The organism is Inquilinus sp. (genome assembly GCF_039594555.1).
In the GTDB taxonomy this organism is placed as follows: Bacteria; Pseudomonadota; Alphaproteobacteria; order DSM-16000; family Inquilinaceae; genus Inquilinus.
The window spans coordinates 1-13,044 of sequence record NZ_JBCNNF010000188.1; the positions used below are offsets into that span (position 1 = coordinate 1).

Consider the following 13,044-nt stretch of genomic DNA (forward strand, 5'->3'; position numbering starts at 1 on the left):
TCTCGATCGGCTTCCTGGTCGCCTGGACCGCCTTCCTGGTGCTGTGGATCGAACTCGGCCTGCCGCTGGCCCCGGGTGTCGGGCTGTTTCTGAACTGAGGGGGGAGGGGCGGCGCCGGCCGCCCCGTCCTGCTACCTCGCCGCTTCCAGCCGCTGGCCCAGGCGGCCGGCCAGGTCCTGGATGTACTGCCAGGCGACGCGGCCGGAGCGGGAGCCGCGGGTGATGGTCCATTCCAGCGCCTCGGCCCGCAGCGTCACAGGATCGATCTCCAGGCCGAAGGCCTTGGCGTAGCCCTCGATCATCTCCAGATAGGTGTCCTGGTTGCAGCCATGGAAGCCGAGCCACAGGCCGAAGCGGTCGGACAGCGACACCTTCTCCTCCACCGCCTCACCGGCGATGATCGCGGTCGACCGCTCGTTCTCGATCATCTCGCGGGCCAGGATGTGGCGGCGGTTCGAGGTGGCGTAGAACACGACGTTCTCCGGCCGGCCCTCGATGCCGCCCTCCAGGATCGCCTTCAGCGACTTGTAGCTGGCGTCCTGACCGTCGAAGGACAGGTCGTCGCAGAACAGGATGAAGCGGCGGTCCGAGGCGCGCAGCAGATGCAGCAGCCGGGGCAGGGAGCCGATGTCCTCGCGATGGATCTCGACCAGCGCCAGGATGCCGTCGGCCTCGCCGTTCACCGCCGCGTGCACCGACTTGACCAGCGAGCTCTTGCCCATGCCGCGCGAGCCCCAGAGCAGGGCGTTGTTGGCCGGCAGGCCCTGGGCGAAGCGGCGGGTGTTCTCCAGCAGCAGGTCGCGTTGCAATTGGATGCCCTGCAGCAGGACGAGATCGACCCGGCTGACCGCGGCGACCGGCTGCAGCCGGCCGTGCTCGGCGTCCCAGGTGAAGGCGTCGGCGCTGGCCAGGTCGGTCGGCGCCGGCGGCGGCGGCGCCAGCCGCTCCAGCGCGTCGGCGATGCGGGTCAGCAGTTGCAGATGTATCGGGTCCAGGTCGGCCACCGGACGGTCTCCTTCGTTTTCGGCCCGCCGACGCTAATGATCGTGCCGCAGGCATGTCGAGATCAACCGCCGCAAGGCTCCCTTGCCGCAGGTGCGGGTGGCCGGATTCCATTGCAACCATAGCGCTGGCCGCTATAGTCGCGCGCGACTGCAAAGGTGGAGCGAAAGATGCTGATTTCCGAGGCTTATGCCCAGACGGCTGATGCCGGTGCGGCCGGTGGTGCCGGCCTGCTGATGCAATTCGCGCCGCTGATCCTCATTTTCGTCGTGTTCTACTTCCTGCTCATCCGGCCGCAGCAGAAGCGGGCGAAGGAGCATCGCGACATGCTGGGCGCGCTGCGCCGCGGCGACCGCGTCGTCACCGGCGGCGGCATCATCGGCACCGTGCAGAAGGTGGCCGACGACGAGCTGACGGTGGAGATCGCCGAGAACGTGCGCGTGAAGGTGCTCCGCAGCACCGTGACCACGGTCCTGGCCCGCACCGAGCCGGCCAAGGGTGGCGGGTCGGGCAACGGCGACAAGGACGAGGAAGCCGTGCCCCCGGCCGCGGCCAATGCGCCGGCCGAGGCGGACAAGCCGAAGGGGCTGGGCCGCTTCCTGTCGCGGAAGTGAGCTGAACGGGGGCGGGATCGGCCATGGAGATCAACTCCGTCATCCCGCCCGGCCGGCGGATGATCGACGGCTATCCGCCGGGCGGCTTCCGGGTCGCCGGTACCTTGTACGAAGGGCCGATGCTGATCTGGCCGGAGGGCGAGGCGCCCTGGTCGTTGAGCCGGATCGAGGACCTCGCCTTGGCTCATCTCGACCCGGTGCGGCGGATCGACCCGCCGGTCGAGGTGCTGCTGATCGGCTGCGGCCCGCGCATGGTGCTGCTGCCCTCGGCGTTGCGGCGACAGATCCGCGAGTCCGGCATCGGCATGGACGCGATGGACACCGGCGCCGCCTGCCGCACCTACAACGTCCTGATCTCGGAAGGCCGGCGCGCCGCCGCGGCGCTGATCCCGGTCTGACGGCACCGTCCGGACGCCGATCGAAGGCCCGCTTCGGCGGGCCTTTTTGCTGCCTGTCTTTTCGTCGCGGACGCTCTACTCTCAGGCGAGCCGCTGACAGGGAGGCATGACATGAAAGCGATGACGGCCGGCATCACCGGGGCCGCGGAGGGCATCGACGGCATCTCCTGGTCGATCCTGGGCCAGACCTATGTGCCGAAGCAGATCTCGGCGGACAGCTTCGCCTGGCACGCCACCTTCGGCATCGGCACCTTCGTGCCGCCGCACATCCACCCGCTGCAGGACGAGTTCCTCTACATCCTCGAGGGCAGGCTCGACTTCATGCTCGACGGCGCTAACGCCAGCGCCACGGTCGGCGACCTGGTGCGTCTGCCGAAGGGCATCCCGCACGGCATCTTCAACAACAGCGGCGGCATCGCGAAGTCGCTGTTCTGGGTGGCGCCGACCGGCCGGCTGGTCGAGCTGTTCCAGGCCATCCACGACCTGCCGCAGCAGACGCCCGAAGCGGTGGTGGCGCTGGCGGCCAAGCACGACGTCGACTTCCTGCCGCCGCCCGCCTAGTCAGCGGCGCAGCTGGGCCGGGGTGAAGCCGGCGACCGTCGCATAGCCGCGGACGATCGCCTGGCGTTCCGCATGCGGCAGGACGGCCTCGATGTCCTCGAAGCCGTCCGGCGCCAGCTGCTCGATCACGTCGATCACGCCCTCCGGCCCGCCGCTGCGGTTCAGCCGGACGATCTCCGCCGTCTTCGGCCGCCGGTCGGCCTCGTAGCGCTCCAGCGCGGCGACGGCATCCGAGGAGTCGGCCAGGGCGTCGGCCAGTGCGCGGGCATCGAGGATCGCCTGGGACGCGCCGTTCGAGCCGACCGGATACATCGGATGGGCCGCGTCGCCCAGCAGCGTCACCCGGCCATGGCGCCAGCGCGGCAGCGGGTCGCGGTCGCACATCGGATACTCCCAGAATTCCGGCGTTGCCGTGACGATCTCGACGATGTCGGCCTCCGGCAGCGCGAAGCGGCGGGCATGCGGCAGCATCTCCTCCAGCCGGCCGGGCCGCGACCAGTCCTCGCGCCGAGGCGGCGGCGCGCTGCCGTCGCCGATGCGGGCGCAGACCGCCCAGTTGGTCAGCCGCCGGTCGGGCGCGGTGCCGGGCGCGATCGGGTACAGCACCACCTTCGCCTGCATTCCTCCGGCGACGATCATCGTCCGGCCGTCCATGTAAGCGGGCCAGTCGGTGGCGCCGCGCCAGATCATCATGCCGTTCCAGGAGGGCGGCCCCTGGTTCGGAACCAGCGCGTCGCGCACGATCGAGTGGATGCCGTCCGCTGCGATCAGGACATCGCCCCGCGCAGTGGCGGCCGGGGCGCCGTGGCGGTCGACGAAGTGGGCGACGACCTCGGTCTCGGTCTGCTCGAAGCCGGCCAGGCGGCGGCCATGGTGGATCTCCCCGCCCAGCCGTTCCCGCGCCGCCTTGTGCAGCACGCCGTGGAGCCTGCCGCGATGGATCGAGAACTGCGGCACCGGGAAGCCCGCATCCATGCCGCGCGGCTCGCGCCACACGATCTGGCCGAAGCGGTTGGTGTACAGCAGCTCTCGCGTGCGGATGGCGACGGCGTCCAGCCGGTCGAGCAGGCCTAGCCCGGCGAGCTCCTGGATCGCATGCGGCAGGGTGTTGATGCCGACGCCGACCTCGCGCGGCTCGCTCGCCTGCTCGAACACGGCGCAGCCGATGCCGCGCGCCTTCAGCATCAGCGCCGCGGTCAGCCCGCCGATGCCGCCGCCGACGATGATCGCCTTCATCGGTCGCCTCCCTCTCTGCCTCTGCGACCGAGTGTCGAACCTGAAGCCGAGGCTGGCAACCTCCGGTGGCGATCGGGGCCGCGACCGGGCATATAGGGGCCGCCATGCCGACCACCGATCCCCTGGGCCAGAACGGCGAGCAGGTCCGCCGCCTCGACCACGACCGCTACCTGACCTGCCTGTTCGCCCCGGCGCCGCGCCGGGCTGCGCTGTTCGCCCTCTATGCCTTCAACATCGAGGTGGCGAAGACGCGCGAGGTGGTCAGCCAGCCCCTGCTCGGCCAGATCCGGCTGCAATGGTGGCGCGACGCGATCAGCGAGATCTATGACGGCCGGCCGCGACGGCACGAGGTGCTGGACGCGCTGGCTCCTGCAGTCTGGGCGCATGACCTGAGCCGCGCCCATTTCGACACCGTCCTAGACGCCCGCGAGCGCGACCTGGAGGACGAGCCGCCGGCGACACTCGCCGATCTCGAACGTTACGCGTCGGACACCGCCGGACCGCTGCTGCGCCTGCATCTCGAGGTGCTGGGCGTCCACGACGAAGCGGCCCATCGGGCGGCGACGGCGGTCGGCACCGCCTGGGCGCTGGTCGGGCTGATGCGGGCCGTGCCGTTCCACGCCCGCCAGAAGCGCCTGTACCTGCCGCAGGAGGTGATGGCGGCCGAAGGCGCCGACCGCGGCCTGCTGTTCGAGATGAAGCCGCATGACGGGCTACGCCGGGCGGTCGCGCGCGTGGCGGATGCGGCGGCCGGGCATCTCGCCGCGGCGCGGCGGTTGCGCCGGGACGTGCCGCGGCCGGCAGTGCCGGCCCTGCTGTCCGCGCGCCTCGCCGACGGCTATCTGCGCCGGCTTCGCCGGGCGGGACACGACGTCTTCTCCCTCCTGGTGCAGGAGCCGCCGCCGTTGCGCCAGGCGGATCTGGTGCTGGGGGCCATGATCGGGCGGTACTAGCCGCCCGATGCCCTGACCATCCTTGTCGTTCCGGAATCCGGCATTCCGCCGGCCTGTCGTCATGCCTGCTGCAAAGCGGCTTGATCGATGCTTTTGCCTGTTGCTAGAGTTTCAGTATTCGAAAACTGAGTTCCATTAAATGGAACTTCTTGGATGGCTCCATGACCACGCTTGAAAGCGCTGCCGCTGTCCTGCGCTGCTTCTCCACCAGCCGCACCGAGATCACGGTGACCGAGGCGTCGGCGCTGCTGTCGCTGCCGAAGAGCAACATCTCCCGCCTGCTGCGGGCCATGCGCGACGCCGGGCTGCTGGAGACGATCGGCGACAGCAAGCGCTACCGGCCGGGGCCGCTGATCCTCGGCGTCGCCCATCTCTACAGCTCGACCTCGTCGCTGGTCGGCCGGGCGGATGCGGTGGTGGCCCGGATCGTCGCCGCGGTCGGCCACACCGGCTATGTCTCGATCCGCGATGGCGGCGAGGTGACCGGCCTGACCTATCACCCCGGCACCAATGTGCTGCGCGTCGCCACGCCGGTCGGCCGGCCGCTGGCGGCGCATTCCAGCGCCACCGGCCGGTCGCTGCTGGCCCGGCTGTCGGACGAGCAGGTCCGGGCGCTGTTCCCGGAGCCGTGGCCGCCGGTGTCGCCGACCGCGCCGCAGACCCTCGACGAGCTGCTGCAGCGGCTGGACAAGGTGCGCCGCCTGGGCTTCGCGGAATCGCATGACGAGGCCAATCGCGGCGTCGGCGCCCTGGCCGCCGCCGTCGGATCGCCCGAGACGGGCGAGGCGGTCAGCCTCTGCATCGCCTATCCGCTCTCCACCGTCACGGCGGAGGAGCGGGAGGACATCATCACCCGGCTGCTGGCCGGGGCGCGGGAGGTCGCGGCCCTGGCCGGCGACACTCAATGGACGAACCAGGCCGGACTCTCGGCCTCCGCAGCGTAACCAAGGACCAGATCATGCAGGCGACGCGCTGGCGCATCGGCTTCGACATCGGCGGCACCTTCACCGATTTCATCCTCTATGACGGCGAGGGGCGGACGGTGAAGCTGCACAAGCGGCTGACCACGCCGCACGACCCGTCCGAGGCGGCGCTGCTCGGCATCGAGGAGCTGGTCGAGATGGCCGGCATCCGGCTGGCCGATGTCGGCGAGATGGTGCACGGCACCACCCTGGTCACCAACGCGGTGATTGAGCGCAAGGGCGCCAAGCTGGGCCTGATCACCACCCGCGGCTTCCGCGACGTGCTGGAGATGGGGACGGAGCAGCGCTACGACATCTACGACCTGTTCCTGCAGTTCCCGGAGCCGCTGGTGGGCCGCCGGTTGCGGCTGGAGGTGCCGGAGCGGGTGGACCGCGACGGCGCGGTGGTCGAGCCGCTGGACCGCGAGGCCGTCCGTGCCGCGCTGCGCAAGCTGGTGGCCGACGGCGTCGAGGCCGTCGCCGTCTGCTTCCTGCATTCCTATCGCAACCCGGAGCATGAGCGGATCGTCGGCGAGATCGCCCGGGCCGAATTCCCGCAGCTGGCCGTCTCCCTGTCCTCCGAGGTGGTGGCCGAGCTGTGGGAGTACCAGCGCTGCGTCACCACCTGCGCCAACGCCTATGTCCAGCCGCTGATGGACCGCTACCTGCAGCGGCTGGAGCGGGAGCTGGCGGCGCGCGGCTTCACCGGCACGCTGCGGCTGATGCACTCCGCCGGCGGGCTGGTGGCGCCGGAGACGGCGCGCGCCTTCCCGATCCGGCTGCTGGAATCCGGTCCGGCCGGCGGCGGCCTGGCCACGGCGCTGTTCGGGGCGCTGGCCGGCAAGGCCGACGTCATCTCCTTCGACATGGGGGGCACCACCGCCAAGGCCTGCATGATCGAGGACGGCCGCGCCGAGATCGCGCCGATGATGGAGGCGGGGCGCGTCCATCGTTTCAAGAAAGGCTCGGGCCTGCCGATCAAGGCGCCGGTGATCGACATGATCGAGATCGGCGCCGGCGGCGGGTCGATTGCCTCGATCGACGAGGTCGGGCTGCTGCGCGTCGGGCCGCATTCCGCCGGCTCCGACCCGGGCCCGGCCTGCTATGGCAAGGGCGGGGTCGAGCCGACGGTGACCGACGCCAACCTTGTGCTGGGCTATTACGACCCCGGCTTCTTCCTGGGCGGCCGCATGGCGCTGGATAAGGCGGCGGCCGAGGCCGCGGTGGCCCGCGTCGCCAAGCCCCTGGGCCTGTCGGTCGAGGAGGCGGCCTGGGGCATCCACAAGGTGGTGACCGAGAGCATGGCCGCCGCCGCCCGGGTCCATCTGGTCGAGAAGGGCAAGGACCCGCGCCGCTACGCCATGGTCGGCTTCGGCGGCGCCGGCCCGGCCCATGCCGCCGGCGTGGCGCGCACCCTGGGCGTGGCCGAGGTGATCATCCCGCCGGCCTCCGGCGCCGCCTCGGCGCTGGGCTTCCTGGCGGCGCCGCTGTCCTTCGAGCTGGCGCGGTCGCATCCGGTGCGCTTCTCCGGCGATTTCGACGCCGCTGCCGTCAACGGCGTGCTGGCGGAGCTGGAGGCCGAGGGCCGGCGGCGCCTGGCCGAGGCGGGCGTCGATGCGGCATCCGTCACGGTCGAGCGCAGCGCCGACATGCGGCTGACCGGCCAGATGCACGAGATCGCGGTGCCGCTGCCGTCCGGCGCGATCGATGCCGGCAGCCTGAAGTCGATCCGCACAGCCTTCGCCGAGGTCTACACCGCCCGCTACACCTCGCTGTATGGCGGGGCGGAGATCGAGGCGATCAACTTCCGCGTCCGCTGCCTGGGCCCGACCCCGACGCTGTCGCTGACCGGCGCGGCCGGCGGCGGCGACGCCGCGGCCAAGCGCAAGGGCGTGCGACAGGCGCGCTTCGCCGAGGGGCTGGTCGAGGCCGTGGTCTATGACCGCTACGCCCTGGCGCCGGGCGACCGGATCGAGGGGCCGGCGATCATCGAGGAGCGGGAATCCACCACCATCGTCCCGCCGGGCGATATCGTGCGGGTCGACGACACGCTGAACCTGCGCATCGCCATCGGTGTCGCCGCCCCTGTCCAGGCGCTGGTCACGGCCGAAATGCCGCTGCCCGAGGCGATCGCCCGGATCGAGGCCGACCCGATCGCGCTGGAGATCATGTGGAGCCGCCTGGTCACGGTGGTCGAGGAGATGTGGCTGACGGTCTGCCGCACCGCCTTCTCGCTGGTGATCTCCGAGGCCCAGGACTTTGCCTGCGAGCTCCTGGACCCCGAGGGCGAGACGTTGGCCCATTCGCCGCGGGCGATGCCGGTGTTCAACCTGACCCTGCCGCGGGCGGTGAAGGCGCTGCTGCAGGAGTACCCGGCCGAGACGCTGCGGCCGGGCGACGTGCTGGTCACCAACGACCCCTGGCTCTGCGCCGGGCACCTGTTCGACATCGCCGTGGTCACGCCGGTGTTCCATGACGGGCGGCTGGTCGGGCTGATGGGCACGGTCGGCCACGTCTCCGACATCGGCGGCACCAAGGACAGCCTGCGGGCGCGGGAGATCTACGAAGAGGGCTTCCAGATCCCGCCGCTGAAGCTGGTGGAGGAGGGGCGGCCGAACGCGACGCTGTTCCGCCTGCTGGCCGAGAATGTCCGCAACCCGGGCCAGGTGACGGGCGACATCCACTCCTTCGTCGCCGCCAACGCGCTCGGCGCCGACCGGCTGGTCGCCTTCATGCGCGAATACGGGATGCAGGACCTGCGGGCCTTGGCCGCGGTGGTGCAGGGCCGGTCCGAGAAGGCGATGCGCGAGGCGATCGCGGCGCTGCCGGACGGCACCTACCGGTCGGAGATCGAGAACAACCCGCTGGGCCAGGCGCTGCGCTATCCGCTGGCGCTGACCATCGATGGCGACCGCATCACCCTCGATTTCGACGGCGCGCCGGCGCAGCTGCCGCAGGGCGGGCTGAACTGCACGCTGAACTACACCTCGGCGCATGCGACCTATCCGCTGAAATGCATGCTGACGCCGAATGTCCGCGGCAATGCCGGCTGCTACCGGCCGTTCGAGGTGAAGGCGCCGGAAGGGTCGATCCTCAACGCCACCAAGCCGATGGCGGTGAACCTGCGCACCCGCACCGGCTGGTACATCGCGCCGAACATCTTCCGCGCTTTGGCCGAGGCGGCGCCGGACAAGGTGCAGGCCTTCACCGGCCTGCCGGTGGCCGCCACCATCTATGGCCGCGACGGGGCGGGGGCGACCTATTCCGACATGCTGTTCATGGGCGGCGGGCAGGGCGCCTCGTCGCATGGCGACGGCAAGTCGGGGCTGCTGTGGCCGACCTCGGCCGCCAACACCTCGGTCGAGCTGTTCGAGACCCGCGTCCCGGTGCTGGTGCTGGAGAAGACCTATGTCCAGGACTCCGGCGGCCCGGGCCGGCACCGCGGCGGCCTCGGCCAACGCGTGTCGCTGCGCAAGCTGGCTGATGACGGGCTGACCACCTTCGTCGCCGTCTATCCGGAGGGGGTGAAGTCCAGCAACCCCGGCCTGTTCGGCGGCGCGCCGGGCGGGGCCGCGCGCGGCGTGGTCCGCGACGCCCAGGGCCAGATCCTGCGGGATTGCGGCACCGGCGAGCTGGTGCAACTGAGCAAGCCCACCGAGATCGTCGAGATCGTCCTGGCCGGCGGCGCCGGCTATGGCGACCCGGCGGAACGGCCGCGGGCGGCGCTGGACCGCGATGTCGGCGACGGCCGGGTCTCGGCCCCGGCCGATCCTGCCAAGGCCGCATGAGCTTCGGGGCCGCGCATCCCAGGGTGCGCGGCCCTTCTTCTGACAGGGCACGCCCAAGACCCGCATCACGAGATCAAGGCCGCGCCCAAGCGGTCCCACCAGGAGGTTTCATGCAGCACGACCTGACCGCGGATCCCGCCGCGGCGCCCGTCGCCGAAGGCGCGACCCGCCGCCGGCATCCCAGCGTGTTCGAGCCGGCGACGCTCGCCCTGATCATCCTGCTCTGCGTGTTCGGCGCCATCATCGGCATGCAGATCCTGGTCAGCCTCGGCGTGTCGGCGAACACCTCGCTGATCGGCGCCCTGGCGGCGATGGTGCTGGCGCGCATCCCGCTGGGGCTGTTCGCCCGCTACCGCTCGATTCATGTCCAGAACTTGGCGCAGAGCGCCATCTCGGGCGCCACCTTCGGCGCTGCCAACAGCCTGCTGTTGCCGATCGGCATCCCCTATGCGCTGGGCCGGCCGGACCTGGTGCTGCCGATGTTCGCCGGCGTCGCCCTGGCGATGCTGCTGGATGCGTACCTCCTGTACCGGATGTTCGACACCAAGGTGTTTCCGGCCAGCGGCGCCTGGCCGCCCGGCGTGGCCGCGGCCGAGGCGATCAAGGCCGGCGACGAGGGCGGCCGCAAGGCGGTGCTGCTGGGTGTCGGCGTGGCCATCGGCGCCGTCGGCTCCTTCTTCAAGATCCCGATGTCGGCCTTCGGCATTGCCTTCATCGGCAACATCTGGGCGCTGGCCATGTTCGGAATCGGCCTGCTGCTGCGCGGCTATTCCGGGTCGCTGTTCGGCGGCGAGGCCTTCGCCGGCATCATCCCGGGCGGCGACATGATGAAGGCCTATATCCCGCATGGCGTGATGATCGGCGCCGGGCTGGTGGCGCTGCTGCAGGTCGCCTCGACCCTGCTGCGCCGCGACGCCGACAGCGGCAGCCGCACCCAGTCCGACGCCGCGCTGCGGCGGGCGCTCGGGCTCGGCACCGCCGGCTACATCGCGCTGGCGATGCTGATCGCCGCGGCCGGCGGGCTGTGGGCCGAGCTGTCCTGGGGGATGCTCATCGCCTTCGTGGTCTATGCCGCCTTCGCCGCCTTCGTGCATGAGCTGATCGTCGGCCTGGCGGCGATGCATTCCGGCTGGTTCCCGGCCTTCGCGGTGGCGCTGATCACGCTGATCATCGGCATGCTGGTCGGCTTCCCGCCGACGGCGCTGGCGGCGCTGGTCGCCTTCTCCGCCGCCACCGGTCCGGCCTTCGCCGATATGGGCTACGACCTGAAGGCCGGTTACATCCTGCGCGGCCACGGCGCCGACCCGGAGTTCGAGCGCGACGGCCGCAGGCAGCAGCTGCTGGCCGCCATGGTCGCCTTCCTGGTCGCGATCGTCGTCGTCTACTTCTCCTGGCAGACCTATTTCGCCCAGGACATGCTGCCGCCGGTCGACCGGGTCTACGCCGCCACGATCGGGGCAGGGGTGGCGCCGGAGGTGGCGCGGTCGCTGGCCCTCTGGGCGATCCCCGGGGCGCTGGTGCAATGGCTGGGCGGGTCGAAGCGGCAGATGGGCATCCTGTTCGCCACCGGCCTGCTGCTCAACGCGCCGCTGGCCGGCTGGGCGGTGCTGGCCGGCATCCTCATCCGCTTCCTGTGGACCCGCTGGCGCGGCGAGGAGGGGCGCAGCGAGATGGAGGTGGTCGCGGCCGGGGTGATTGCCGGCGACGCCCTGTTCAGCTTCTTCGACTCCGTGGCCAAGCCCTTCACCGGCCGGCGCTAGGCGCGTTCTGCCGCCGCTGCACGAAGTCGATGAAGGCGCGCAGCGGCGGCGGCATCTGCCGGCGGCTGGGGTAGTAGAGGGTGAAGCCGGGAAAGGGCGGGGTCCAATCCGCCAGCATCCGCACCATCCGGCCGGCCTCGACCAGCGGCCGGATCTGCAGGTCGAACAGGTAGCCGATGCCGACGCCGTCCAGCACGGCGCGGATCGCCACCTCCGGCTCGGTGACGGTCAGCGGGCCTTCCACCGCCACCTCCAGCTTCTCGGCGCCGCGCTCGAACTCCCAGCGATACAGGCTGCCATCGGTCGGCCAGCGGAAGTTGATGCAGCGGTGGTGCCGCAGGTCGCGCGGCGTCTTCGGCGTGCCGAAGCGCTCGATGTAGGAGGGCGCGGCCACGACCATCAGCTCCAGCTCGCCGCCCAGCTTCACCGCCACCATGTCGCGCTCGACCATCTCGCCCAGCCGGATGCCGGCGTCGAAGCGCTCGGCGACGATGTCGACCAGCCGGTCCTCGACCATGATGTCGAGGGCGATGTCCGGATAGGCCTGCTGGAACGGCGCGATCAGCGGCGCCAGATGATGGATCGCGGCGATGCGCGTGGCGTTGATCCGCAGCAGGCCCGCCGGTGTGTCACGCAGGGCCCGGACATTGGCGACCGCCGCGTCGAGATCGGCCAGGGCGGGCAGCAGCTCGGCCAGGAGCCGGGCGCCGGCCTCGCTCGGCGCCACGCTGCGGGTGGTGCGGTTCAGCAGCCGCAGGCCCAGCCGCTCCTCCAGCCCGCGGATGGTCTGGCTCAGCGCCGAGCGCGACAGGCCCAGCTGCGCCGCGGCTCGGGCGAAGCTGCCATGCTCGGCGACCGCCGCGAAGGCCCGCAGCTCGGCATAGTCGCTGCCCCGCATTGTGTATCCTTCCCTTAACAGCTCATGCGGATAATGCCGTCTCCCCGAACGAATGTCAGCGCGCCATCTTCCCGGTCACCGACTTGGGAGATGACGATGAGCGACACCCTGTCCCTCGACCATTACCGCCTGCTCGGCCGCTCCGGCCTGCGGGTCTCGCCGCTCGCCCTCGGCGCCATGACCTTCGGCACCGACTGGGGCTGGGGCGCCGACGAGGCGGAGGTGCGCCGGATCGTCGACGCCTATGTCGATCGCGGCGGCAACTTCATCGACACGGCCAACCAGTACACCGAGGGCACGTCCGAGCGGCTGGTCGGCAAGTTCGCGGCCGACCGGCGCGACCGGCTGGTGATCGCCACCAAATACACGCTGCCGCTGCGCCACGGCGACCCGAACGCCGGCGGCAACCACCGCAAGAGCCTGGTCCGGTCGGTCGAGAGCAGCCTGCAGCGGATGCGGACCGACTATATCGACCTGCTGTACCTCCACGCCTGGGACTTCACCACCCCGGTCGAGGAGATCCTGCGCGCCATGGACGACGTGGTCCGCGCCGGCAAGGTGCTGTATGTCGCGATCTCCGACGCGCCGGCCTGGCAGGTGGCGCGGATGCAGACCATCGCCGACCTGCGCGGCTGGTCGCCGCTGATCGCGCTGCAGATCGAGTACAGCCTGATCGAGCGGACGGTGGAGCGGGACCTGATCCCGATGGCGCGGGAGCTCGGCCTCGGCGTCATCCCCTGGTCGCCGCTGGCCAGCGGCGTGCTGACCGGCAAGTACGGCCGGGCGGATCTGGAGATACAAGCCCGTATTTGCACTGGTTTAGAACAACAAGAAAAAGCTGGCGGTGGTACGGCAGAATTTATTATTGATGA

The 13,044-nt window shown here is 70.9% G+C and carries 11 protein-coding genes; 8 read left to right on the plus strand and 3 right to left on the minus strand.

The features are described 5' to 3' along the window. Positions 1-131 precede the first annotated feature (131 nt). Positions 132-1,004 (minus strand): ATP-binding protein, encoded by an 873-nt coding sequence (locus ABDW35_RS19925; RefSeq protein WP_343715625.1) that lies wholly within the window; start codon positions 1,002-1,004, stop codon positions 132-134. A 168-nt stretch (positions 1,005-1,172) separates the two neighbouring features. On the opposite strand from ABDW35_RS19925, the gene yajC reads away from it, so the two are divergent. From yajC to ABDW35_RS19940, 3 genes are all read left to right on the plus strand, one after another. Further along, on the plus strand, positions 1,173-1,616 hold the full coding sequence (gene yajC, locus ABDW35_RS19930; RefSeq protein ID WP_343715626.1) for a preprotein translocase subunit YajC: 444 nt from the start codon (positions 1,173-1,175) through the stop codon (positions 1,614-1,616). 23 nt (positions 1,617-1,639) lie between these two features. Further along, positions 1,640-2,014 carry an Mth938-like domain-containing protein gene (locus ABDW35_RS19935; protein ID WP_343715627.1) on the plus strand — a complete coding sequence of 125 codons (375 nt, stop codon included), beginning with the start codon at positions 1,640-1,642 and terminating at the stop codon, positions 2,012-2,014. A gap of 111 nt (positions 2,015-2,125) precedes the next feature. After that, positions 2,126-2,575, plus strand: coding sequence for a cupin domain-containing protein (locus ABDW35_RS19940; protein ID WP_343715628.1), 450 nt, complete (start codon positions 2,126-2,128; stop codon positions 2,573-2,575). Here the strand turns inward: ABDW35_RS19940 and ABDW35_RS19945 are convergent, their stop codons facing one another. Then, positions 2,576-3,811, minus strand: a complete 1,236-nt coding sequence (locus tag ABDW35_RS19945; protein WP_343715629.1) for a flavin-dependent oxidoreductase — start codon at positions 3,809-3,811, stop codon at positions 2,576-2,578. A gap of 104 nt (positions 3,812-3,915) precedes the next feature. Here ABDW35_RS19945 and ABDW35_RS19950 point away from each other — a divergent pair, with 104 nt between their 5' ends. From ABDW35_RS19950 to ABDW35_RS19965, 4 genes are all read left to right on the plus strand, one after another. Further along, positions 3,916-4,764 carry a phytoene/squalene synthase family protein gene (locus ABDW35_RS19950; RefSeq protein ID WP_343715630.1) on the plus strand — a complete coding sequence of 283 codons (849 nt, stop codon included), beginning with the start codon at positions 3,916-3,918 and terminating at the stop codon, positions 4,762-4,764. A 161-nt stretch (positions 4,765-4,925) separates the two neighbouring features. Then, complete coding sequence (locus ABDW35_RS19955; protein WP_343715631.1) at positions 4,926-5,708, plus strand: IclR family transcriptional regulator; 783 nt, start codon at positions 4,926-4,928, stop codon at positions 5,706-5,708. 14 nt (positions 5,709-5,722) lie between these two features. Next, positions 5,723-9,514, plus strand: coding sequence for a hydantoinase B/oxoprolinase family protein (locus tag ABDW35_RS19960; protein WP_343715632.1), 3,792 nt, complete (start codon positions 5,723-5,725; stop codon positions 9,512-9,514). A gap of 110 nt (positions 9,515-9,624) precedes the next feature. Next, complete coding sequence (locus tag ABDW35_RS19965; protein ID WP_343715633.1) at positions 9,625-11,274, plus strand: OPT/YSL family transporter; 1,650 nt, start codon at positions 9,625-9,627, stop codon at positions 11,272-11,274. Here the strand turns inward: ABDW35_RS19965 and ABDW35_RS19970 are convergent. Then, positions 11,258-12,172 carry a LysR family transcriptional regulator gene (locus tag ABDW35_RS19970; RefSeq protein WP_343715634.1) on the minus strand — a complete coding sequence of 305 codons (915 nt, stop codon included), beginning with the start codon at positions 12,170-12,172 and terminating at the stop codon, positions 11,258-11,260. The two genes, ABDW35_RS19965 and ABDW35_RS19970, sit on opposite strands and share 17 nt — an antisense overlap. A 96-nt stretch (positions 12,173-12,268) precedes the next feature. On the opposite strand from ABDW35_RS19970, the gene ABDW35_RS19975 reads away from it, so the two are divergent. Further along, positions 12,269-13,044, plus strand: a 776-nt coding sequence (locus ABDW35_RS19975; protein ID WP_343715635.1) for an aldo/keto reductase, incomplete at its 3' end; no start/stop codon positions are given.